Here is a 23478-nt window from a genome sequence, read left to right as displayed (position 1 = left end):
AAAAATGTAACTAAAAAAGCAATAGTTATTAGACAGTCTGACGGTCTTGTATATGAAAAGTAGCGGGTTTTAAGCACGAACTTTTCGGTTTGGTACTGACCTTAAATTTATAAAATTCATTTTCGATTAAGCACAAAAACCGCTATTTTTTATATACGTTGTTACCTGGCTGGCGTTTTTCCACAAACTTGCTAGCGTTGGCAAAGACATACTCTTTTACAGTTTTGGTGTAGCGTGGATGGTGCGACTGGAAATGTGTATGGCTTTCAGCGTTGGCAATTCCACTATACCATTAAATCATAACTTTCACTTGGTGGAAATAGCAATTCAATTCCTTTTGGTTTGATTTTAAAAAGCGGACCTTTTTCAACAACTTTCCCTTTCGAGTTTCGCTTAATTAAATGGTCAAGCGTTATAATTCCTTGTTCAATTAGTAAATCAAATTGAGATGTAATGGGCTTTTTTGTATGCTCAACCAACTTATATTGAAAATGTTCTCGTTCATTTATTCTTGTACTTTCAGCTTCTACCCAAAACGTTTCTTTATGTTTAGATTTTAGTCGGTTGTGAAGTTTGTCTAATGTCCAAACCACAAAATCGCCAACTTCTGGTTTGTCAGAGTTTTCAATTAATTGCTTTATGTCGCTATCAATTCTTAAATTCAAGCCTTGTGAATTTCTTGTAATGGCTGAAACTGTGCAATAAAGCTTAAAATCTTCATCACGTTCGTAGCCAAAGTTATCGAGAATTTCTGCTGAACTTTTAAACTTGCTCAATTTCCAATCTGGAACTTGTGCAAACAAATTTTTTCGGTTCGTTCTACTATTTCTGAACGATTTAAGCTCAATTCCTTTATAATCTGGTTGTTTGGAAGAATTAATATCTATTCCGAGTGCAGTTTCAAGTGTTCGACCTACAGAAGTGTCAGCATCAACCATTGAAGGAATTGGACCAGCATTTGCAATTTTTCTCAACATTGCTAAAAGCTCAAAAGCAACTTCATTTTCTGTCGTACTGATTGCATTAATTAGTTCCTGAAATGGATTTAGAATAGAAGAATAAATTAATTGTTTGATATCTAATTTTGTCAAGTTAAAAACTTGAAAACTATCGTTGTAAAAAGTGATTCCAATAATATCATTTGGGTCAGCAACTTTTGTTAAACCATAAAACCAAATTCTTGGGTCTCCTTTTTTAGTTGAAGGACGATATAGAGATGCTTTTGATTTTATAATCTTAAAACCAGTATGAATAATTGCTGGAATCATTACTTTGCTCTCTGTACCTTGATTCTGCAACTCATAATCGTGAATATTCTCACTTTTCAAATAACTACGAACAGAACCAGTCGCATCCATAATGGATTTTTTTAATCCGGTTTCGGTTGGCTCAATTAAAGTAAGAGAAACTTGGTTTTTGGTCAGTAATTTTATTTTTTCTTGTTCTGCGTTAGTAAGTTTTCTCACTTGATATGTTTTAAAATTTCATTTGCTACTGCTCGTGCTAATAAAGGTGGTACAGCATTTCCCACTAAAGTGTATTGCGGCACTTCTGTTTTTCTATTATTTCCTCCTGTTGAGCGTTTTCCTTGAAATACAAAAGAGTCGTCAAAAGATTGTAATCGTGCCATTTCTCTAACTGTTAAAGACCTTGGCGAATTATAATGAATATAATCATCTGCAATAGTCATTATTGTAGAGCTTTGTTCGTCTGGTTTTAAAACATTATAGTTTCTTTTGTTCGTAGAAAGATTTAATTTCTCAAGTTCTGGTTGTGCTTTTTTATAATTACCATTTTTTAAAATCACACCAAGCCTTTTAATAACGGTTTCGTTCTGATTACTTGTTTTGTGATTGTTAAGTATGTCGAAGTATTTTTCTCCGTTTTCTAAACCTTCTGTGTTCTTTACGTAAAAAGGTTTTGTTTGAGGTTTAAAACGGTCAATTAATCTACCTTTTTTTGACCATTCTGCAAAGGACTTTCCACCTTTTGAAATTGGCTTCCCATCAATTTTTCTTTTCTTTAAAAGTTTAGCCATTTTCTTTGCAGTTCCATTGTATTGAGTTGAAATGTCAACTAATTCGTATCTGTGAGCTTCTTGATTATTACCTATAAAATCTAAATCATACAAAGCTTCAAATATGGTTACTTTTTCTGCTTCAGTTACTGTTGCTGGGATTTCAGAAATATATTTTTGGTCTTTACGACAACCAATAAAAAGTACTCTTTCTCTGTTTTGTGGAACACCGTAATTGGATGCGTTAGCAACAAAAGGTTGTTCTATTTTATAAAGTCTAATACTTTCAAGAATTGTTTCTAATTCCTGTTTTTGTGTTTTATTACAATGAGTTTTTAATATCTCAATTGACTCGTCAAAAGAAGTGGTGTAAATTTTTAATGCAGTAATAATATCTTCACAATCTTTTTTATAGTTGGCAGGAACTTTTAAATTTTTAAATGAATTCTCGATTTTTGAAATAATATTTTCAGAGCCAATTTCTGTAAGGAAGTCAGTAAAAGCAGTTGTGAAATTATCACTATCAATATTACAAAAGTCTTTCTCTTTAATAATATCACGCTTTAATTTATCCCATTCTTTGGTTCGTGCTAAAAGATTAAAACCGTGACGGATTGTGTTTATGTTTTCGTCTGTTTTACTGGTTTTGTAGTCTGCAATTTTTGGTGTTATCTTTTTAAATCTGTTTTCTACAAAGTTGATGAAATCAGCTTTTCCATTTTCTTTGTGTTTCTCCAGTAGCTTTTCGATTTCAACTCTTTTAATTATTGTATCGAAAAGAAATGAATTTGATACTTTACTGACTTTTTTTATAAATGAAATTAATTGAGGAATTTCTTTAGTGTCAACAATAGAGTTGATTTCTTGAAGAATTAACTCTTTTATTTTACCACCTTCTTTAGTCAAAATGCCTTTTACATTTTCCATCACAAAGTATTTAGGTTGTAAAACCTTAATGACTTCTAAATAATGAGAAAATAGGTCGTCTTTTTTGTCGAATTTTTTTCTCTTTCCTGCAAGACTAAAACTTTGACAAGGTGGTCCACCACAGACAACATCTATTTGACGACCGTCAATTTTTTCTAATAAATTGTCTAAAAAGTCTGGTTCAGTAATATCTTGTTTTAAAAATTCAGCATCTAAACCTAATTGATGATTGTAGCGAACAACGTGAGTTAACTCACAGTTTTCGTTTATATCATTAGCCACAATAAAATCAAAGAATTTATTGTTATGTTCAGCTTGTAAAAATCCTTCGCTAAAACCACCTGCTCCAGCAAATAAATCAACAAAAGTGAACGGTTTTCCGTAAAGTGAAACTTGTTCTTTTACAATGTTTACATTACTGTTTTCTTTGTAGTTTTCTATGTGTTGATTTAAAAGGCTTTTAACTTCGTCTTGGATAAAAGTCTTTTTGTTGGAATGGTGAAGAAGTTCGTCAGCTCTTTCTCTTAAAAAATCCAAATAATGATTTATTTCGTGAGATTCTGTAGTTAAACCAATCGCTTTTTGCTTGGATTTGTCAAATTTTTTAGGTTCTATTTTTTGACCTGTCGAAACCTTAACTTGACTTCCGTTACAGTTTATTCGCAGATGTATTGGTGCCAACCCTTTTTTGTCAGGTTTGTCTAAATAAAAATTAATTGTTGCCATAATTATTCACGGACGTTTTTACGTACACGGACAAATTTACGGACATTTTTTGTGATTTCTAATTTAATTCTACTTTTTGTTCGGATTATGCGTTGGATAAAGGCAAGCTCTTTTTATTTTGTGAGGCACGAGCAAAATAAAATGTGCTTGACTGTGCGGCTGGTTTTCGCTTGCAGGTAACGGTTTTGTGTATGATTTGTGGCGTGATTCAGCACCAAATGTAGTAAATAAAAACGAATAGAATATTCCGCAGGAATATTCATAAGTAAGCTTGAACTAGCCATGAATTATACACGTTGTTGTGCCTAGTTGTTTTTTAATTCAGTTCGATGTTTGTCCGATAGACAAGGTTCCGCAAATTCAATAATTCCGTCATTTTCATATTCGTCTAATATTTTTCTTATTCCCGAATAATTGATTTTTTCTAAAATTTCCATTGAAAAGTAAGTGTCATTAAGTCCTTCACTTTCACAATCCTTTTCTATAAATCGGTTTCTAATAATTTCTTTGTCAAATCCTTTTTTGGTTATGATTACTAAAATTATAGAGTTTCCAGAATGTTTGGTTGTCTTTTTGTAAGTCAGCATTTTTTCCGACTCGTCAAATTCCGCGTAAAATTCGTCATCGGTTGCGATTTGTGGTCCGTAAAATGGAATATTGTCCAATTTATAAATTCCGTTATCCTTGTCAATTATTTCCGCCCACATAGTTTCTACAGTCAGTTCGTCCAGAACATTGCTGTGATATTTGAATAAAATTTTCTCGTATTTTTCTTTAGTTTCTGTCATTCCGCAATTAGGCACAACGTGTTTGTATAAGATTAGTTGCGTGGTTAAGCAACGAATTTACCAAATACAAACCGCATAGAAAATCCGCGAGGATTTTCGTAAGCAAGCTCGTACCAAGCAATTAATTTTATACGTTGTTGGCAACTGGCTTTTTATTTCAATATTTCGAGTTTTCCTTTTCTTTTTACGATGTTTTTATAATCCCATTGAATTTCTTTGGACTTTTTGAGCCATCGTTTTAATTTAGTTTCATCAACTTCTGTGACGGATTTATAAAAAACTGAAGCATCCTTAAATTTTGTGCCTCGAATATTCAAGTCTTCTTCTTCAAAGTCGGCTCCACTCCAAAACATTAATCTTAAACCTTTTTTTTGTTTGCTGTAACCTACTATTGGATTGCCATTTAAAAACCAAACTGGGTGTCGATGCCAAATTTTGCTTTCTGCATCAGTTAGTTCTCTGTTTATAATCAGAGCAAGTTGGTTGCAAATTTCTTTGTCCTCAAATTCTTGCTTTTCGTTATATTCTTTTATTTCTCTGTTCATATTTGTCAACATTGTTATACAATTGCTTCAAATTTCAACTACGTATGATGTTATTGATTTTATTTTAACACCTTTTGCTCCCTTAAATTTATAAAAGTCCGAAAACGCATATTTTTTTCCGTTTTGCATTTTCATAATTCCGTTTGTAGCTCCTTCTTTTCCGTGCGATAAAATTTGGTCAATTATTAATTCGGTCGCCTTTTTGGATTTCATTTTTTCCAATTCCTTCGCAAACGTTTCTTTTCCTTCGATTTTTTTGTCGCCAATGATGTTCCAAACAATATCATCAGTTACGCTTTCGACAATAAATTCCACGTTTCCTTTTGCAAAAGCAATATTGAATTCTTTTAGAAATTCCATTTTCGGTGAGTTTCCACAATTTGGACTTGAAACAATTTTTGTCATTTTACAGAATTTTAATTTCAGCACGATGTTTCTTTAGCTTGTTGCCAACGGTCTCGTATAAGAATAGTGCGGTTTTGTGTGCGAGGATTTTCCGAAGGAAAATCAGCAGCTAACAAAAGAGCACTAACTCTTGATTAAGCACTAATTTAAGCATTATTTTTATACAATGTTGTGTGCAGTATTTTAATTTAAATTATAACAATAACTTTGCAAAAATGAATAATGACCATTTAATAATGATTTATAAAGTTGCCCTTTTTTAGTGCCAAAAAAGAATATATTTATATGATTTTCCCCAACTAACGGAATGATTTGGTTATTAATTTCATAAATTAAATGCACATCCATTTTTGCAGAAAAAAAAGTGAAAGTCCAATCAATTTTTTCAATTTTGATTTTTACATAATCAACGGATTTTGTTGGTATACCAACTGCAGCGCTATTTTCAATATCCAATTTAGAATTTTCAGCAAAATCCATAACGCTACTTATAAAAATGGATTCGTAGTCAGGAAATTTTGAATCCCCGAAATGATCCCCATTCTTAGTTAATGGGGCAAAATTACTATCTCTGTCAAAAACGAAACATATTTTCTTGTCACAATCTAATTTTTTAGCAGAGGAGTAAATCTTTTTGCTGGATGAACATGCTCCAAAAAAGAAACTAAGGATTATGATTTTTATTAATGTTTTGTTCAATTGTAATTCGATTTAAAAAATATCATTATCATTTTTTTAAAGGCTGCCGATATTGCACACAACGGTCTTGTGTATGATTTCGTTGCGTGGATTAAGCACTAAAGTTAGCAAATAAATCACAGATAGAAAGTCCGCGAGGACTTTCGTAAGTAGGCTAGAACTAGCAATGAATTATACACGTTGTTACCTGCTGGCTTTTTCTTTTTCATAGTCCCAATATAATTGTACAAATCCGTTTATAGATTGAAGTCTTAATGTCAGGTTTTCAAATTTCCATTTTCTTCCTTCCCATTTCTCATTGTTAAATTCATCTGGTTTTAATTCGCCTTCGTTATATAAGTCTGTACCAAAATATATTAATAATCGTTTGACGAGTATTTCTACTTCTTTTGGTATGATGAACCAATTAGTTGGCTTATCTTGACTTAAAAAGGTTGAACTTTCTTCTGATTCATCTGTTGGGTAAAAGCAAATAATTTTATTAAAAAAACCAAATAAAAAGAATGGAAAGTAGTATGTCTTGTAAATTCCATCTTCGGTTTTTGATTCATAAAAGTTATCTGAATTAAGAATGTCTTGTATGATTCTTAAATCTATTATCGGATTGTTATAATCTAAAAATTTTTTGTAAAAATCGATGAACTCATCTGGTTTAAATACTCTCGTATTAATGTTCAGTTTTTCATAGACTTTTTTGGTCTTTTTATAAGACTTGTTGTCGTTAATCACATAAATATTACAAGTTGATGCAAAAGAGGCGTGAAATCCATCATCAGTTGTATTTTTGAATGTTTCCTTTCTTCCTTTTTTAACATTTACTTTATCTTCTTGATAACCGTGCATATCTAGTTTAAGATACTCATTTGTAATGTCATCAAACCATTGTGGACTGTATTTTGATTCCTGTTTTAATTGGTCAAGTGAAACACCTAGTTTGTCATAACTTTTTTGAATTAAATCAAAAGGATTTTCTGTGTCGAAAATTTTATCTCTATTGATTCCTGTACCACTTTGGACAGTTTGTCTTAAATCTTTGTAACCCTCTAATTCGTTTAAATTAAAGTTCATTTTACTGAAACTTTTAAAAAATCCATCCATAGTTGGGTTTTCTTTTAAACCAGGAAACATTTTATCCATAACTTTAGAACTTTCCGGATTATCGAAAGCCTGCTTAAAAGATTCCTCGATAGGTAAGGATTTAAGTAAGTCAAATATTGGTTTTACTAGACTTTTAGATAATTCATCATCTTCAAAATTTTTCATTAGTCCATCAATACTCAAGTCATTAAAAGTGTCTTTGTCAGAGATATTTTGTTCGAATAATTCTTTTGGTGGATAAAAATCTAAGACAATTCCTTTACCATTATTAAATAGACAATATTCGTTGGTAACGCTTGAAATAAATTCTAAATCAGAATTAATATATTCTTTTTGTTTAGGTGAATTATTGAAATTTGAAGATAAATCGTTTATATGTGATGTTGAAAACGGAATTAATAATTTTTCGTTGTCTTGAATTATTTCTTTTAACTCGGAATGCTTACCGTTTTTCATTTGTGAAAGAACATTCCAGTCAAAATATATTTTAATCATTTTTTAGTATTTCAAAGCGTATGAGTGAGTCAGCTTGCAGGTAACGGTTTTGTGTATGATTTGTGGCGTGATTTAGCACCAAATTTAGTTAATAAAAACTGAATTGAAAATCAACAAGGTTTTTCATAAGTAAACGAAAACCAGCCATGAAACATACACGTTGTGTGTGCCCAGCATGAGTATCTTTTGATTTACGGAAAGGTAAATAATTAATCTATAGGGTGCAAGTCCCTTATGCGCAGGAGTAACGTCTTGAAGCATTAGTAAGTCGCAAGGGTGAAAACCGTGAGGTTTTATCTGAAGGAAGCGGAACTACAAAACTCGGTACTGACGAACAGAAACCGTATACAGAGGCATATTTACTTGGGTAAGCAACCACATCATTGTAACGCCCCAAGATTACTAAAAGGGTAAGTATGTAGATACGGCAGGAATTGAGGGAAAGAAGATGCCATTACCTGGGGAGATCTCTACAACTACGAGTTGGTTATGTAGAGAAGTCAGCAGAAGTCATAGTACTTACAGGAAACGAGGTACAACAAGAATTGTACAGGTCTCACGGGTAAGGAAGGACTGAACATTAAATTAGGTTGGAATTTGATTAGGATGCTTAGCTAGCCTAGTTTTAAACTAACAGAAGTACACGAATTATTAAACCTATGATTGAACAGGTATTATCGGCAACAAACCTATTTAAAGCGACACGACAAGTGGAGCGCAATAAAGGTGCGAGCGGCGTAGATGGTATGAAAACAACGGCACTTTCAGCATACATATTAGAAAACCGTTCGCTTATATTATCTGCTATTCGCACAAATAGCTATGTGCCAGATTCAATTTTAGGAGTAAGCATTCCTAAAGGACAGGGTAAAACCCGACTATTAGGAATTCCAACAGTAGTAGATAGGTGGCTACAACAGGCAGTAAGCCAACAATTAATGGTTCATTTTGAATATGATTTTGAACCTGTTAGTTATGGTTTTCGTCCACAAAAGAACATCCAAAAAGCAGTATTACAAGCCCAAGGGTATATCAATTCCGGTTACCAAGATATTGTAGATATTGATTTACAAGGATTTTTTGATGAAGTAGACCACTGTATTTTACTTCAACTTATCTACCGCAAAGTAAAATGTCCAACCACCTTGCGATTAATCCGAAAATGGCTAAGAGCTCCCATTTTAATAAATGGGAAGCTGAAAAAGCGCAGAAAAGGTATTCCGCAAGGCAGTCCCATTAGTCCTTTATTATCTAATATTATGTTAGATGTTTTGGATAAAGAAATGAAAAGTATGATCTTGCGCTATGTGCGCTACGCAGACGACTTTAGCGTTTACGCTAAAAGTAAAAGCGAGGCAAAAACTATAGGAAATAAACTGTTTATCTTTTTAAGAGATAGACTTAAATTACCTATAAATAAAACCAAAAGTAGCATCTGCAGACCTGTAAACTTTGAGTTACTTGGTCATGGATTTGTACCCATTTATAAAAAGGGAGTCAAAGGACAATACGTACTTGTAGTGGCTAATAAAAGTTGGGCAAAGTTAAAACGTGACCTAAAAAGCATCACCAAGAAAACCAAACCGATGTCGTTATTCGAACGCCTAGAACGGCTTAATCAAGTCTGTCGAGGCTGGATGAATAACTACCGCTTAACCAATATCTATGCAAAAGTTAAAAAGCTAGATGAGTGGTTAAGAAATCGGTTGCGCTATTGCATTTGGCACGATTGGAAAAAGCTAGAGCGGAAACGTAAAAACCTAATTCAATTAGGTATAGAAATCGGACAAGCCTATGCTTGGAGTAGAACAAGAATGGGAGGTTGGGCAGTCGCTCAAAGTCCTATTTTAAAGACTACTATTACAGTTTCTAGGCTTAAACGAAAAGGGTATAAACCTTTGCTAGATTACATTAATAATACGCAATCTTCAATTTGGTGAACCGCCGTATACGAGACCCGTACGTACGGTGGTGTGAGAGGCGCAGTGACGACTTTTAAGTCGTCACCCGTCTACTCGATTGTGCGCAGTTTTTTTGTGTTTTGTTTAAATTTCAGTTGTTATAATATTGTTGTTTATTTTAAAATTTCAATAATAGCTGCTTTTCAATCCGCAATATTTGTTCGCAACGTTATTACATAAAATCATTCAACCAAAACTTTGGATTTCAAAAATGGTTATCGTCAAAAACTGAATTTTGGAAAACTTTTTAAAGCAATCTTTCCGCAACATTTAGCGGTTCTGTTTTTAAGCTAAAACTTTTCGTGAAGCTCAATTTTCGATGTAAAAAAATGAATTTTGACAAATCCTTAAATTCAACATTTTCCGCACGTTTTGAAAATCCGTTTGAGTGATAAATTCCGCGTAAATTTATGAAAATCAGTTTATTAAATTTCAGTTTTATTAATCTTAAAAATCGAAAAACTCTAAATGAAGCATCAAATAATGTTGATTTGGCAAATTGCGTAGAACGTGTTTGTTTATGAAATGTGCGATTTTGGTAGCGAGGATTTTCCGAAGGAAAATCAGAAGCAAACAAAAGGGCACAAAACTTAGGCTTGAACTAAAGTAAGCATTTTTTATAAACGGTGTTAGCTACAGTTTTTATTTTCCGTTCAGTTCAGCCATTTAGATTTTTCTTTTTTTTTTATCAGTGTGAGTGATCAATTCTTGAAAATTTGTATTTTTCTTTTTGGAATTAATTTTGATTAAATTTCCTAAAACCGACTGAGTGAGAAATTCCAGAAGATTTGTTTTATGTTTATTTTTTTGAAGATTTTAATTCCGTTTGAGTAAAAATCGGTTTGAGTTTTTGTTTTAATTAAACCTTTAAGATTCTAAAATCAGGAATTATTTTTTTGTGGAATTTGAGTGATAAATTTATCTCAAAACTTGGCGTTAAATCCGCGTTTGAGTGAGTTTTGAAATTGTAGCTAACGGTTTTGTATATGAAAAGTAGCGGATTTTTAAGTGCTAATTTTTCGGTTTATAACTGACCTTTTATTTATTCATTTACTTTTGATTAAGCGATTAAACCGCTATTTTTTATATACGTTGTTAGGGCTAGTTTTTTATATCATTTTTTTGGGAATTAATGCATTTCCATTCTTAAATTCAGAATCGACTAGGTAAACATTTTTCATATCTTTAAATAAATTCTTTGAAATATGTTCAAATACAATCATTTGGAATTCACCTCCATTTTCGTTTCTTTCTTCAATGAATTTATCTAATAATTTAAAAGCCTGAGTTATTTTGTAATCATCACTATGGTCTTTATCCAATCTTGTTTTTCCATCATCTCCGTAATAAGGTCTACTTGGTTGGTCAATAACTATAAATGGAGCTACATAAGGAGATTCGTTTTTAAAAATTATTTCGTGTATTGCTAATGAAAAAAATAAATGTAAAAACATATGATTAGAACTACTTCCAACATTTTCATAAAACGTTGTTTTAGGTTTTCTTAATAATAAAGATTTGGTTTTGTAATCAAACACAGGTAAAAAATCTTTATAATTTTCCATTGCATTATCAACAGTAATCATATACTCTTGTATAATTTCTTCTATCAACTTTATTGTTAATTCTCTTTTTGTTTCTGTGTCAGTAATTATTATTGATTCTAGCTCTTCTTCTATTTTTTGTATTTCTGTTTTTACAGAAACTGATGGAGATGAGTCTGATTTTGAGTATAAGTTTATTTTGGCTTTTACTTCTCCTATAAACATATATTTTTCCTTCTCATTTTCGAAAATTTTATTCTCCTTAGGTAAGGATTCTAATTTATCTTCTAAAGAAGACAATTGTGTGGTTAATTGAGAAATTTCGTCTAAAACCTGTTTGTCAATTGGAGTTTTTGTTTTTCTAGCTTCTTTTATTTCATTTAGCTCGGTGGATAATTGTGAAATAAGACTTTTGAAATTACCTGTTTTAATTATTTTGTCTGTTTCTCTCTGAATAAAAGTTATAGGTTTTAAACTGTCTTCAACATCCGTTAGATTCTTTTTGAAAATAGAATATTCATTAGTGAAATCTTTTAAATTCTTGATTTTTCGTTTAATGATATTTCTTTCTTTTTCTAATTTTGCTCTTTCAACACCTGTTCCAGTTACTATTATAGCACCATTTACAACTTCATTTAATTCGCCTACGGCTTCTTTTTCAACTGTGTCAGGGTTTATTAAGGAAAATTCTTTAGCTTTTTTTACTAATGCTTTTTGTTCTCGTTGAAAATATTCTGTTTTTTTAGATATTTCAGATTCTTTACGTTTTAGTTTTGCTAGTTTCTTTTCTAATTCTACTTTTTTCTCTTTTTTGAGTATGTTTTCAATTTTTTCTATACCAGTAGCAATATCAAAAATTCTAGGTAACGCATCTCTGTATCTCGATTCATTTTGTTTATCAAAAAATATTCCTTGTGAGTTTGTAATGAGGTCTTGAGAAATAATATTAAACATCAAAAAATATCGTATTGAAATCTTAGAACCTACTTTAATATTATTACTTCCATAACCAATAGGAAATGAAACTGTTTTATCTATGCTAAATTCAGTTTCGATTATTGATTTTATATTTTCCTCAGTATTATTTGATTCTGGAATCTTTAAAGGAATTTCACCTATAGATGAAAAATAATACTCACTTGAAACATTTCCTTCAAATAAAGCCTTTCTTCCAATGGTATATTTTTTATCGTTTATGTTTATTTTTAAACCATACCAAGAAACATTCTCATTAATAATACTTTCTGAAATTGTTGATTTACTAGAAAAAAAACAATAATCTATTATTTCTAAAATAGCTGTTTTTCCTGTATTACTATCTCCCGTAATTACATTAACCTTGTTAGGCTTAAACTCTAATTCTCTTTTTTTTCCATTTTTAAGCCAAAGAATTATTTTTTCAATATTATATTTCATAATTCTATTCTAAGATTTAAGTAAAGTTTTTCAGTATTTTCATTTAGTAATTTTGATACATTTTTAGATGCTAAATTTATTTTATCAGCTCTTTTACCCATAGCTTTCTCAAAATTAAAGTGCTGATTATTAATTAAATTACCATCTTTAATTAAAATGCTATTAGTCTCAATTAAAAGTTGTATTGCATTTAGTGAATTAGCTAATGTATCATAATACCTTTTATTAAAATTTGAAAATAAAGGAGTTTTTTCAGATATTAATTTTTCAATACTTTTTATTTCAGTTGTTTTTCTTGATAAATGTGCTGTTAAGGCTTTGCTTGTAAATAAAGGCATAATAAGTAAAGCTTTAGATATAGAGAGCTCTTTAGATAAAGACAAAACAGAGCTTATGGCTATAGAGGTGATTCCAATATTGTTATAGTTTTCTAAATTCATTTTTTATGTTTTTCCCAATCTTTTTTCCATCCAATTTCTGGTAAATCAGATAAATAATAAAATTCACCATTACTCAATTCAGTACTTAATTCTTGACCATCAATTTTAAGTTTTACTTCTCTTAGATGATTTAAAATATCCAAACTAAATTCATCATTAAAATCTGATTTTTTAGTTAGAGCTCTAAATTTATTAAACCACTTCAATTTGGCTTCATCTCGGTAACTGTTAATCTCTTCAATAGTTATTTCTCCCTCTTTATACCAATGAGCAATATTGTTTTCTAGATTAAGTTTAAAACGTGTGAATTTAGCCATCAAATCTATTTCATCAATTTCAATATCATTAATCTCTAATAATTGTTTAATGAATATTTGACTTTCTAATTTATCGGGTAAATCGATTGTTAGAGGTACAATTTGTAGCTTTTCTGTTCGGGTATTATTAAAATACTTTCTGTATTTTTTCTGAAAATCTTCAAAACTGATTTGAATTTTATTACCAGTTTTAATTTCTATAAAATTATCTTCTCTTATCCTTGAATCAATTTTTGCAAAAACATCATCAACTTTATTTTTTGGAATTAACTTTGTTTCTATTGCGTCTTTACAATTTTGAAGTATTTCATCTTCACCTAGTTCAAAAGTGATTTTTGATATGTAATGATTAAGAACATTTTTATCTAAAAGTAAAAATTCGGTTATGTATTTTTTTATTGTATCATTCTCTGAGTTTTCCTCAAATTTCTTGATGTTTTTGATGAAATTATCAATAGAAATAGTCTTGTTCTTTAGTTTTTCTATATTGTCAATAATTTGATTTTTAGAGCTATTATTTTTATTACTCCACATCACAAAATGAGATTTATGAATAAATTCCAATTGTGATTTTATTTCTTTTCGGTTGTCATTTTCATCACTTATTACTTTCGCCCAATTATATAACGTTTTCCATAAATCAATATCAGATGCGGTCATATTTTTATATCACCCTGCTTATTTTTTGTACAGAGTGCTTAACTTGATAAAAAATATTAATATCATTTTTTAGTTCAGTGTGTACATCATCTTTTACCTCTAAACCAACAGATTCACCTTTATTTAGGGTTAATAATTTCCACAAGAAAAAGTAATATTGAAAATCGAATCCAATTGATTTTGTTTCGGCTCCTGTTTTCTCAATATGTGTTTTATTACTCATAAAGTATTTTGTTTTGGAAATTAGCCCTAACGGTCTCGGCTATGAGTAGTTGCGTGGTTTAGCACTTAACTTTGCCAGTACACACCAAACTGAAAATCCGCGAGGATTTTCAGAAGTAGGCGAGAACAAGCAATTACTTATAGCCATTGTTGGGCATAGTTTTTATAGGTTATTTACCATATTTATTTTCGTGTCTATTCCGTTGAAATAATCCACATAATCGGTTAAGTCAGCATCTATCCATTCCAATAATTCGTAAATCTCGTTTTTTATATTTGTCGCTTCTGTAAAATCAATGACATTTCCATTAAAGCAAATCGGTTCGTTGTGATAAACTCGGTTTCTAAATTCTCTAATATTGTTGAGTTTCTGATTTAAAATATTTCGATTCACGTGATTTGGTTTGTTTGGAAAACAATGAATAACTACTCCTCCAATTAATCTGTAATGGTGAGTATCAAATAGACTTGTCCAAAATCCAAATGACTGTTCCGCTATTACTTTTCCTGATGTTACAATTCCACCTTTTCTGCGAATAGTTCTTTCTGCTTTGGTAATTGAGTTTTTCAAAAAGAATCTGGATGAAGTTAGTGAAGGGTGATTCATAAAACCATTTCTTTCTGCGATTATCCAATTCGGATTAGCAAAATGTGACGACACTTGATAATTTACAATGTTTCTAAAGAATATTTCAAATAAGTTTAGCACAGGATAGAAAGCTTGCGCTGTTCTTAAATTAATTCTGTATAATTTTTGAGCTTTAGATTTTGAATTACCAGTCGCTATTAAAAATCGGTCTAATCTTGGTTGCGACAGGTAGTATTCTAATTTTTGATATTCCAATATTTTCTTGCTTTTATTTGTCTATTACAAATATATTCACTTATTTTGTACTGTAATGCTTAATCAAGCCTCTTTCTTTATAGAAACGTAATTAAGTGAAAGATATACAGAACCTCTCGATTTATTTTGAGAGGTTTTTTATTTTGTGTCATTTTCCTCAAATTATGCCCAACGATGGCGAATATGAAAAGTAGCAGGATCTACAAACTAACTTTTCGTATCGGCACAGGTTTAAATTTATAAATTATATTTCGTTTTTGCTCTTAACTGCTATTTTTTATATGCGCTGTTGTGTTTAGTATTTTTATTTTCCAGTCTTTTATAGCTTTCTAAATTCTTTTTTTTACACCTGGATCTTTAATCTTCTCTCATCCACTAAATACGGTGTATGGAGGACGCTACATAAGGTGACCAGCACCCAAACTTGATTTTCTTTTAAGATTGGTTATATAAAGCTTTATATGACTTGTCTTAAAATAAAACTTGCTTCGATTCCGTTGCAGTTTAAAAATTTATAAAAATCTTAAGCCATTGATATAGCCGACTACAAACATCTTGTTATCAGATCATTGGCGGTGTTAAATAACACCAAAAACTTGACTTTCTCATTTTTTTTCAATAACTTAAAACAAACTGTTTAACGTTGCAAACGTTTTGAGAGCGCGCTCTCAACGATTTCTAGCGCACAGTTTGCGATTTGAAATTCTCCTTAACTCGTTTTTAAATCAACTGATTTTTATAAATCAAAAAAAACCTCGTAGCAAGCCGCAAAGTTTGGGGGATGACCGAAAGTCATTCATATTAAACGCAACGTGTTTGTGTATGATTTCGTTGTGTGTTTAAGCACTAAATTTAGCAAATAAATCACAGATAGAAAGTCCGCGAGGACTTTCGTAAGTTGGCTACAACTAGCAATGAATTATACACGTTGTTGGCATTAGTTTTTATAAATATTAAATATAAAATGAAATAATTTTTTTTCCGCATTATCTCCGAAATAATGAGAAGAATGATAAAATTTGAAATTATCAATTGTTATAGTTTTTAAGCTGTTTTTTATGTAATCTGATGAATCACGTTTAATTAATTCAAAATATTCATCTTTAATTCTTTTCTGTTTGTCATTAATCATAAATATAAAACCATATTCGTCAAAATCAGTTAAATATTGGTTTATTTGACTAACTATTTCTTTTTTGTCATTATTCCACCAACCTTTGAATTCAGCTTTATAAACGTCTAAATTTTTATAAATTTTTAAGTCAATTCTATTAGCTCCTTTTTTTGATTCAGAAATTGTTTTGTAACCAGCACCTTTTAGATAAAAACTAAGATTGTCTCTAAAAAGGGACTCACTTTTTTTATTTGAAAATATTTTTTGTAATACTGTTAAATCTAATTCTTCCTGAAGATGTGAAATGCCTTTTATTAAATCATTTATAAAGATATTTACTTTGTTTTTCTTTGGTTTATTATTTAAATAATAGTCGTAAGAATTTAATAATTGAGTAGCTTCAATTAAATCTACAAGAAAAACTAAATCAACTTGATTTTTTACTTTTTCAATAAATTCAAATTCAGATGTAGTATTTTTAGATATAGTATAAATTGCATATAAGTCAACTGTTTGAATTTTCTGTTTTAAAAAATCTACATTTAGAATACTTTCAAACAACTCGTCAAGAAATATTCCATATAAATATTTTCCATCTTCAATACTCTTAATTGCAGAAATAAAGTTTGAGGAAAACATACTATTTGTCTTCTTAATTATCTTAGAACGATAATCTATTTCTGTATTTAGTTCACGTGAAAAGTCTATTTCTTTTTTATGCTCAAAAGCGATATCCAAACTTATTAATTCAGAATATAAATAAAACAATTTTTCTTTCAATTTATCCATTATTCTCAAATTAATGCCAACGGTTTTGTATATGGTTTGTTGCGTGTTTAAGCACTAAAGTTAGCAAATAAATCACAGATAGAAAGTCCGCGAGGACTTTCGTAAGTAGGCTAGAACTAGCAATAAATTATATACGGTGTTGTGCAACGTATTTTATCCTTTAATTTGTTCTCTAAAGGTTTTTCCAATCTCCATAATTAAGTTGTCATAATTGTCCTTAATTGATTTATTCAAACCTATCGTTTGCTGTATTTGTTCTTTAGTAAGTCCTAATTCAATTATCTCCTCTGGTGTTTGTCCTCTTAAATCGACAAGCCTAATTTTCCCAAATTGAAACTGTTCAAACTGTTTAATTAAAACCATTAACTTTTCATAATGGCTCTCTTCTATCAAAAGCATATTGTCATCTATTGCGTCTTTTGAAAGTTTGATTTGTTCAGAAAAAGAAGGTATTTGGTCTGGATTAGCAACTTCCCATAATGAATCGGCTTGATTTTTTGTATAAAGCAATACTTTCCACAAGTCATTGTACAGTTCAAATTGTTTTTCTGTGTAACGTAAAAATTGTGATTTGGCTTTGTCAAGTTCAACTTTTGTAGATTCTAGTTCTTTTTGATATCCGCTTTTTAAGTCTTCAAGGTCTTTTTCGTGTCTATTCTTGAAACCAAGAATTAATTTTTGAGCAAAGACATCTCCAAACCATTTCGAAAGTCCCAAAATGATAACAGTCGAGCCTCCTAAAGACACAAATACTGCACCTAAAATTTCTATATAATCTTTAAAATTAAAATCAACCATATTGAGTTATTCCTTTAGATTTCATCCATTCAAAAAGTTGGTCAGGGTCAATATTAGAATTCCCATAACCTACATATCTATTCTTGGTCAAATAGCCTACTTTTTCTCCTTTGTAATAAACAGTTGGTGGTGTATTTGTGTATTTATTAAAAGGACTTAATGAAGAATATTGACTTCCATAATTGCTATACTTGTTAAAAATCGAAGTTGAGGAATACTGACTTCCGTATGAGCCGTATTTATTTAAAATCGAATCAGAATCGTATCGACTAAATGTAAGTTTGCCCAAATATTGACCGTCATTTGCTAAAAGAAATGATTCCCTATTCCTAATTTTGGTTATTATTTGTTCTTTCATTTAATATGCAGTTCTTCGGTTTTTATATGTTGCACAACGTGTTTGTATATGGTTTGTTGCGTGGTTTAAGCAACTAATTTAGTAAATAATTACCGACCAAGAAAGTCCGTGAGGACTTTCGTAAGTAGGCGAGAAGCCAGCAATAAATTATATACGGTGTTGCCACCAGTTTTTTATTCTTCTGCTCGTTTCTTTTCAACTTTCAGTATATTGTTTTGAATATCTTTCATTATTATTTTTCCCCACCAACCAGCATAAAAATTAAAAGTTGTATTCATTTTGAAATTACTATATAAATGTAAACGATATTTTCCTTCAGTAAGTTTTTCAAGTTCATATGTCCCATTTAGTACATCAAAATATTCTCCTCCGATTAGAATGTGTTCGTCAAGAGTCGTAGATGGTATTTCGTAAGTATTAGCCTTAATTGAAAAGACCATTTTCTTATTCGCCTCATATTCTGTAACGGTTTCTCTGAATATTAGTCCGTTTGTGAAAATTGCTTCTCGATAAGCACCAACTCCATTATAATTTAATTCAGCTTTTAAAGGTCTTGGGAATCCCAAAAATTCTGTCAAATATCCAGTATCTTCATTTTTTTCAATCGTTTTAACTCTTGTTACATTTTCCCAGATTTTCTCAGCATTTGAATTAATATCTATATAAGTATAAGCTTTATATGTTCCTGGAATCTTTTCAATTAATTGTTCAACTGGTGAAATTAGGAATGGAATAAGAATTAGTAACGAAATGTTTAGTCTGTCATTTCTTCTTTTTAATTTTAAATAACCTCCAATTAATCCTCCAATTGATGCAGCTATTAAGAAAACAGGAAGAATCATTAACCAACACGCCCAACCTTCAATTGCTAAAACAAGTGTGATAATGAGAAATAAAATTATTGGAATCCAAGGTGTGAAAATTCGATACCATAGTTTTTCAACTTTATTTTTATCTGAAAGATAAACGGTTAATGCACCGACTATTGTTGGAAGAAGAAAAAGGAATGTAACAGACATTACAGAAAATAATTCATTCCAATCTTTAACTCCGAAAGCTAATCTTAAAACTATTGCATAAAGAGTTGGAATTCCAATTGCAATAAGTATGTTCTTTAATTGTCTGTTCATTTTTGAAATTGGTGGCAACGGTCTCGGCTATAATTTCGTTGCGGAAAAATCCGCAGGATTCTTTCCGCCGCAGCTCGAAGATAGCAAAAATGCGTTGAATTCCGATTAGGAATTCAACCGCAATGAATTATAGCCATTGTTACCTGTAGTTATTTTTTTTATATACTTTTAAATTATATTTTAATTCCTTTCCATCACTTTCTAAAAATTCAAATATTTTCAATTCCGTTTGAGTGATTTTCGCTATTTCTATTTCACTATTGGTAAACTCAATTAAAGTACCAGATTTTTTTAATTGTTCCAAAAGGCCAGGTGCAAGTTTGTCAATTGGCACGTTGTATTTTGGTTTGTCAAAAGTCATTTTAAAAATCTTTGCTTTTGAGTCATATTCCCAAATTCCGCTTTCACAGTTTGCTGCATTTTCACAACCAAATAGCTCATACGTTTTGTCTTTTTCAATTCGCATATTAGGTCGAGAAACAAATTCAGTCGCTGTAATTGTGTCATTCACGATATGTTTCACTTCCGCAATTGTTTTCCCGTTCTTATCTGTCAATTTTTGAAACTCCCACGTACCAACAATCAACTTTTCAATTTGTTCCGCACTTTTCTTTGTTTTTGCGTTATCAACTAATTCTAAATAAGTCTTGGAGGACTGGGAATAAGTCAAAATTGGTATTAATATGATGGCAAGCAGGATGTTTTTCATAATTACAGGTAACGTGTTTGTATAAGATTAGTTGCGTGGTTAAGCAACGAATTTACCAAATACAAACCGCATAGAAAATCCGCGAGGATTTTCGTAAGCAAGCTCGTACCAAGCAATTAATTTTATACGTTGTTGGCAACTGGCTTTTTATTTCAATATTTCGAGTTTTCCTTTTCTTTTTACGATGTTTTTATAATCCCATTGAATTTCTTTGGACTTTTTGAGCCATCGTTTTAATTTAGTTTCATCAACTTCTGTGACGGATTTATAAAAAACTGAAGCATCCTTAAATTTTGTGCCTCGAATATTCAAGTCTTCTTCTTCAAAGTCGGCTCCACTCCAAAACATTAATCTTAAACCTTTTTTTTGTTTGCTGTAACCTACTATTGGATTGCCATTTAAAAACCAAACTGGGTGTCGATGCCAAATTTTGCTTTCTGCATCAGTTAGTTCTCTGTTTATAATCAGAGCAAGTTGGTTGCAAATTTCTTTGTCCTCAAATTCTTGCTTTTCGTTATATTCTTTTATTTCTCTGTTCATATTTGTCAACATTGTTATACAATTGCTTCAAATTTCAACTACGTATGATGTTATTGATTTTATTTTAACACCTTTTGCTCCCTTAAATTTATAAAAGTCCGAAAACGCATATTTTTTTCCGTTTTGCATTTTCATAATTCCGTTTGTAGCTCCTTCTTTTCCGTGCGATAAAATTTGGTCAATTATTAATTCGGTCGCCTTTTTGGATTTCATTTTTTCCAATTCCTTCGCAAACGTTTCTTTTCCTTCGATTTTTTTGTCGCCAATGATGTTCCAAACAATATCATCAGTTACGCTTTCGACAATAAATTCCACGTTTCCTTTTGCAAAAGCAATATTGAATTCTTTTAGAAATTCCATTTTCGGTGAGTTTCCACAATTTGGACTTGAAACAATTTTTGTCATTTTACAGAATTTTAATTTCAGCACGATGTTTCTTTAGCTTGTTGCCAACGGCAGTCCGTCTAATAACCGACTGCAATTTTATATATTTCTACTAAAATACAGTTTTTTCTATTAGATGGGAGCTAAGATTCTATATTTTGAATTTTGTTTGTAAGCTTCTTCAAAACCTGTTAGAACAGTTGTTATAAGCCTAATTAAAGACCAGTGATCTTGAACACGAGGTGTATTCGTTTTTCTAATGATATTCCAAATTCTTTTTAAGTTATATGCAATAAACATAAACCCTACATCTGCACTAGCGCGTTGCATCGTTTTTTTAGTCATAATATGATCAAAACTCCACTGGCGTTTTATGGTTCCGTAAGGATGCTCTACAATGGCTTGGCGTTTTTTATAAGCATCAGGATTTTGCAATACGCTCTTTGCGTTGGCTTCAATATATTTATGGAATTCACTGCGTTGTACTACTTTTCCATTTGCTTTAGACGTTGTGCATAATGCTCTTGCGGGGCAAGCTTTACATTTGTTTGTTTTGTATTGTTTGAAACGATAATTACGCCCTTTATAAGTACTGCCATTACTTTTAAGTATGTTTCCTTGTGGGCAAGTATAGGTGTCGTGTTCTTTATTATATTTAAAATGTTCTGAGTTATAGTTAGGATCTGGAGCTTGCGATGCTCTTCCTATTCCAGGGATAGCAACAAGGGTTTTAATACCTAGTTTATTAGCAGTTTTAAATTCACTTCCCGTATGATATCCTTTGTCATAGAGCGCCGTAAAGGTGTTCGTTCCTAAAATAGTTTTAGCTCTCTGTAACATCTGTCCCATAGCCTTGGAGTCGTTTTTATTGGTAACCAAGTAGTCGAACGGAATATTGTGATCTGCGTCTACAGTAGATTGTACACAGTAAGCAACTTCAGTAATATTGTTACGCACAATTAAATGCTTGCTATCGGGATCAGAGGTAGAAATTTGTGGTTCTCCCGAAGCCTTCAACTGTGCATTTAGTTTTTCGTATTCTTTTCTGCGACCTTGATGCTTATCAATATCTTTCTTAATTACCTCTTTTTCATTTTCACTATCACTTTGTTCAAGAGCTTTGTTGTATTGTTCTAATTTATTGTCAATATAATCTATGTGGCGCTGTATTTTCTTCTTATTAAAATTGTTTTTCTTACTATTCTGAGCTCTAAACTTAGTACTGTCTCCAGCAATAAGTGTAGCCCCTATAAGCCCAAAATTACGTGCCATTTGCACGGTAGCAAAGAACACTTTTTAATAGCCTTTGCATTATCTTTTCTGAAATTGCTGATGGTGTTGTGATCGGGAGCTAGCGATTCGAGCAGCCACATGACTTCAATGTTACGCCTGCATTCTTTTTCTAATTGTCTTGAAGAACGAATACGGTTCATGTATCCGTAGATGTAAAGTTTGAGAAGAACAGCTGGGTTATAGGCCGGAGGACCGTTTTCGGTAAAGTCTGAACGGAATCCTAGTTCTGCAAGGTTAAGTGAATCTACAAATTGATCTATAGACCTTACGCTATTCTCGGAATCTATTGAATCATCAAGAGAAACAGGAAAAAGGCAGGTCTGTTTTCGGTCTTTTCCAGGTATGAATTTCATAACTAAAAGATACAAAAATCACCTGGAAATTACTTGAGAACTTCTAAAAAATGTAACTAAAAAGCAATAGTTATTAGACAGTCTGACGGTTTTGTGTATGATTAGTGGCGTGTTTAAGCACCTAATTTAGCAAATAAAAACCGAATAGAAAATCCGCGAGGATTTTCGTAAGTAGGCGAGAACTAGCCATTAATTATACACGTTGTTGCCAGTAGTATTTTTTATTCGCAAACATTTTTTCTTCCAACTTTTACAATTTCTTCAATTCCGAATTTGTCAAATTTTTCAAGTAAATCACTTGCGCTATTTTGTTTTTTAAATTCAAGTTCTTCTTTGTAAAGTGGAATTAAAGTATAAATGTCAATCACTTTATTATTTTCAAGTTCGATTTCGGTAAAATCAGCCGATAATTCCATTGAGCTGGCTAACATTACTGAATTAAATCCAATTCCTTCTGCAAGTTCATCATCATCTTCGTGTCCGAAAGTGTGTCCAAAACCTAACCAAGTTTTATTCGGATGTGGTAACATCATCAATTCCTTCATTATTCTAATTGGCCAATAATTTCGTTCGTCACTAAAAGATTCATATTCTAAATTCCATTCCTTTGGCAACAATATCATAACTTCTGCAAATTCAGATGATTCAATATCTTCAGGTACTTTCATTGGTAAAGCACTCATTCCACAGCTCAACAAAATGTGATAAGGTCTATCTTCTGTAGCTTTTATGAAAAAAATGTCTCTGTGAATTATTTCAGATTCTATTTCGTCAAATACAACAATGTCTGCATCTTCATCAAAGAATTGGTCTAAATGACTGTCAACAATTTCAACACTATTAGGTACTTTATTACTCATATTTTTTTCGGCATTTTGGGAATACACAATTGTTGAAACAAAAATC

21 protein-coding genes and 1 pseudogene are annotated in these 23478 nt (G+C 31.1%); 1 reads left to right on the top strand and 21 read right to left on the bottom strand.

What is annotated here, in order from left to right; all coding sequences use genetic code 11:
- Nucleotides 1-284: 284 nt before the first annotated feature.
- From A9D35_RS04920 to A9D35_RS04890, 7 genes are all read right to left on the bottom strand, one after another.
- On the bottom strand, nucleotides 285-1466 hold the full coding sequence (locus tag A9D35_RS04920) for an MvaI/BcnI restriction endonuclease family protein (protein ID WP_066219802.1): 1182 nt from the start codon (nucleotides 1464-1466) through the stop codon (nucleotides 285-287).
- Nucleotides 1463-3670, bottom strand: a complete 2208-nt coding sequence (locus tag A9D35_RS04915) for a DNA cytosine methyltransferase (protein WP_066219800.1) — start codon at nucleotides 3668-3670, stop codon at nucleotides 1463-1465. Before A9D35_RS04915 ends, A9D35_RS04920 begins: the two co-directional genes overlap by 4 nt.
- A 305-nt stretch (nucleotides 3671-3975) precedes the next feature.
- Nucleotides 3976-4458: a DUF4265 domain-containing protein gene (locus A9D35_RS04910; RefSeq protein WP_066219795.1), complete on the bottom strand. Its 483-nt coding sequence runs from the start codon at nucleotides 4456-4458 to the stop codon at nucleotides 3976-3978.
- A 152-nt stretch (nucleotides 4459-4610) separates the two neighbouring features.
- On the bottom strand, nucleotides 4611-5003 hold the full coding sequence (locus A9D35_RS04905) for a DUF1801 domain-containing protein (protein WP_066219756.1): 393 nt from the start codon (nucleotides 5001-5003) through the stop codon (nucleotides 4611-4613).
- Nucleotides 5004-5030: 27 nt separating this feature from the next.
- Nucleotides 5031-5408 (bottom strand): nuclear transport factor 2 family protein, encoded by a 378-nt coding sequence (locus A9D35_RS04900; protein ID WP_066219753.1) that lies wholly within the window; start codon nucleotides 5406-5408, stop codon nucleotides 5031-5033.
- 183 nt (nucleotides 5409-5591) lie between these two features.
- Nucleotides 5592-6107 (bottom strand): hypothetical protein, encoded by a 516-nt coding sequence (locus tag A9D35_RS04895; protein ID WP_066219793.1) that lies wholly within the window; start codon nucleotides 6105-6107, stop codon nucleotides 5592-5594.
- Between the two features lie 183 nt (nucleotides 6108-6290).
- Nucleotides 6291-7700 (bottom strand): hypothetical protein, encoded by a 1410-nt coding sequence (locus A9D35_RS04890; RefSeq protein WP_141675475.1) that lies wholly within the window; start codon nucleotides 7698-7700, stop codon nucleotides 6291-6293.
- 659 nt (nucleotides 7701-8359) lie between these two features.
- On the opposite strand from A9D35_RS04890, the gene ltrA reads away from it, so the two are divergent.
- Nucleotides 8360-9640: a group II intron reverse transcriptase/maturase gene (gene ltrA, locus A9D35_RS04885; RefSeq protein ID WP_066219785.1), complete on the top strand. Its 1281-nt coding sequence runs from the start codon at nucleotides 8360-8362 to the stop codon at nucleotides 9638-9640.
- Between the two features lie 1130 nt (nucleotides 9641-10770).
- On the opposite strand, the gene A9D35_RS04875 is transcribed toward ltrA, so the two are convergent.
- The 14 genes and pseudogenes from A9D35_RS04875 to A9D35_RS04810 all read right to left on the bottom strand — a co-directional run bounded on the left by A9D35_RS04875 (nucleotide 10771) and on the right by A9D35_RS04810 (nucleotide 23432).
- Entirely contained in the window at nucleotides 10771-12621 is a 1851-nt protein-coding gene (locus tag A9D35_RS04875) for a DUF3732 domain-containing protein (RefSeq protein ID WP_066219780.1), read from the bottom strand.
- Nucleotides 12618-13061: a three component ABC system middle component gene (locus A9D35_RS04870; protein WP_066219777.1), complete on the bottom strand. Its 444-nt coding sequence runs from the start codon at nucleotides 13059-13061 to the stop codon at nucleotides 12618-12620. Before A9D35_RS04870 ends, A9D35_RS04875 begins: the two co-directional genes overlap by 4 nt.
- A complete protein-coding gene (locus A9D35_RS04865; protein WP_083191613.1) occupies nucleotides 13058-14038 on the bottom strand; it encodes a hypothetical protein in 981 nt (326 codons plus the stop codon). The genes A9D35_RS04870 and A9D35_RS04865 overlap by 4 nt, the downstream gene beginning before the upstream one ends.
- A 4-nt stretch (nucleotides 14039-14042) precedes the next feature.
- A complete protein-coding gene (locus tag A9D35_RS18325; RefSeq protein ID WP_083191612.1) occupies nucleotides 14043-14261 on the bottom strand; it encodes a hypothetical protein in 219 nt (72 codons plus the stop codon).
- A 162-nt stretch (nucleotides 14262-14423) separates the two neighbouring features.
- Nucleotides 14424-15104: an Abi family protein gene (locus A9D35_RS04860; protein ID WP_066219774.1), complete on the bottom strand. Its 681-nt coding sequence runs from the start codon at nucleotides 15102-15104 to the stop codon at nucleotides 14424-14426.
- A gap of 937 nt (nucleotides 15105-16041) precedes the next feature.
- Nucleotides 16042-17007 (bottom strand): hypothetical protein, encoded by a 966-nt coding sequence (locus tag A9D35_RS04855; protein WP_066219771.1) that lies wholly within the window; start codon nucleotides 17005-17007, stop codon nucleotides 16042-16044.
- Nucleotides 17008-17160: 153 nt separating this feature from the next.
- The gene (locus A9D35_RS04850) at nucleotides 17161-17805 is read right to left on the bottom strand and encodes a hypothetical protein (protein WP_066219768.1); all 645 of its coding nucleotides are present in this window, start codon (nucleotides 17803-17805) and stop codon (nucleotides 17161-17163) included.
- Nucleotides 17798-18163 carry a hypothetical protein gene (locus A9D35_RS04845; RefSeq protein WP_066219765.1) on the bottom strand — a complete coding sequence of 122 codons (366 nt, stop codon included), beginning with the start codon at nucleotides 18161-18163 and terminating at the stop codon, nucleotides 17798-17800. Before A9D35_RS04845 ends, A9D35_RS04850 begins: the two co-directional genes overlap by 8 nt.
- Nucleotides 18164-18336: 173 nt before the next feature.
- Nucleotides 18337-19293 (bottom strand): APC family permease, encoded by a 957-nt coding sequence (locus tag A9D35_RS04840; protein WP_066219762.1) that lies wholly within the window; start codon nucleotides 19291-19293, stop codon nucleotides 18337-18339.
- A 139-nt stretch (nucleotides 19294-19432) separates the two neighbouring features.
- A complete protein-coding gene (locus tag A9D35_RS04835) occupies nucleotides 19433-20002 on the bottom strand; it encodes a hypothetical protein (RefSeq protein ID WP_066219759.1) in 570 nt (189 codons plus the stop codon).
- 147 nt (nucleotides 20003-20149) lie between these two features.
- Nucleotides 20150-20542, bottom strand: a complete 393-nt coding sequence (locus tag A9D35_RS04830; RefSeq protein ID WP_066219756.1) for a DUF1801 domain-containing protein — start codon at nucleotides 20540-20542, stop codon at nucleotides 20150-20152.
- Nucleotides 20543-20569: 27 nt separating this feature from the next.
- Complete coding sequence (locus tag A9D35_RS04825) at nucleotides 20570-20947, bottom strand: nuclear transport factor 2 family protein (RefSeq protein ID WP_066219753.1); 378 nt, start codon at nucleotides 20945-20947, stop codon at nucleotides 20570-20572.
- A 111-nt stretch (nucleotides 20948-21058) separates the two neighbouring features.
- Nucleotides 21059-22572, bottom strand: a pseudogene (locus A9D35_RS04820) (IS1182 family transposase).
- A gap of 221 nt (nucleotides 22573-22793) precedes the next feature.
- Complete coding sequence (locus A9D35_RS04810; protein ID WP_159427041.1) at nucleotides 22794-23432, bottom strand: suppressor of fused domain protein; 639 nt, start codon at nucleotides 23430-23432, stop codon at nucleotides 22794-22796.
- Nucleotides 23433-23478: the final 46 nt, after the last annotated feature.

It is taken from the genome of Formosa haliotis (genome assembly GCF_001685485.1).
Lineage (GTDB): Bacteria > Bacteroidota > Bacteroidia > Flavobacteriales > Flavobacteriaceae > Formosa > Formosa haliotis.
This window is presented reverse-complemented; position numbering and strand designations above follow the sequence as displayed.

Bases quoted from the DNA above. Each gene is read 5' to 3' on its own strand.
- A9D35_RS04830 (WP_066219756.1), bottom strand. From the start codon at position 20,542: ATGAACAGAGAAATAAAAGAATATAACGAAAAGCAAGAATTTGAGGAC.
- A9D35_RS04865 (WP_083191613.1), bottom strand. From the start codon at position 14,038: ATGACCGCATCTGATATTGATTTATGGAAAACGTTATATAATTGGGCG.
- ltrA (WP_066219785.1), top strand. From the start codon at position 8,360: ATGATTGAACAGGTATTATCGGCAACAAACCTATTTAAAGCGACACGA.
- A9D35_RS04870 (WP_066219777.1), bottom strand. From the start codon at position 13,061: ATGAATTTAGAAAACTATAACAATATTGGAATCACCTCTATAGCCATA.
- A9D35_RS04845 (WP_066219765.1), bottom strand. From the start codon at position 18,163: ATGAAAGAACAAATAATAACCAAAATTAGGAATAGGGAATCATTTCTT.
- A9D35_RS04915 (WP_066219800.1), bottom strand. From the start codon at position 3,670: ATGGCAACAATTAATTTTTATTTAGACAAACCTGACAAAAAAGGGTTG.
- A9D35_RS04840 (WP_066219762.1), bottom strand. From the start codon at position 19,293: ATGAACAGACAATTAAAGAACATACTTATTGCAATTGGAATTCCAACT.
- A9D35_RS04855 (WP_066219771.1), bottom strand. From the start codon at position 17,007: ATGGATAAATTGAAAGAAAAATTGTTTTATTTATATTCTGAATTAATA.
- A9D35_RS04850 (WP_066219768.1), bottom strand. From the start codon at position 17,805: ATGGTTGATTTTAATTTTAAAGATTATATAGAAATTTTAGGTGCAGTA.
- A9D35_RS04900 (WP_066219753.1), bottom strand. From the start codon at position 5,408: ATGACAAAAATTGTTTCAAGTCCAAATTGTGGAAACTCACCGAAAATG.
- A9D35_RS04905 (WP_066219756.1), bottom strand. From the start codon at position 5,003: ATGAACAGAGAAATAAAAGAATATAACGAAAAGCAAGAATTTGAGGAC.
- A9D35_RS04825 (WP_066219753.1), bottom strand. From the start codon at position 20,947: ATGACAAAAATTGTTTCAAGTCCAAATTGTGGAAACTCACCGAAAATG.
- A9D35_RS04910 (WP_066219795.1), bottom strand. From the start codon at position 4,458: ATGACAGAAACTAAAGAAAAATACGAGAAAATTTTATTCAAATATCAC.
- A9D35_RS04835 (WP_066219759.1), bottom strand. From the start codon at position 20,002: ATGAAAAACATCCTGCTTGCCATCATATTAATACCAATTTTGACTTAT.
- A9D35_RS18325 (WP_083191612.1), bottom strand. From the start codon at position 14,261: ATGAGTAATAAAACACATATTGAGAAAACAGGAGCCGAAACAAAATCA.
- A9D35_RS04810 (WP_159427041.1), bottom strand. From the start codon at position 23,432: ATGAGTAATAAAGTACCTAATAGTGTTGAAATTGTTGACAGTCATTTA.
- A9D35_RS04875 (WP_066219780.1), bottom strand. From the start codon at position 12,621: ATGAAATATAATATTGAAAAAATAATTCTTTGGCTTAAAAATGGAAAA.
- A9D35_RS04890 (WP_141675475.1), bottom strand. From the start codon at position 7,700: ATGATTAAAATATATTTTGACTGGAATGTTCTTTCACAAATGAAAAAC.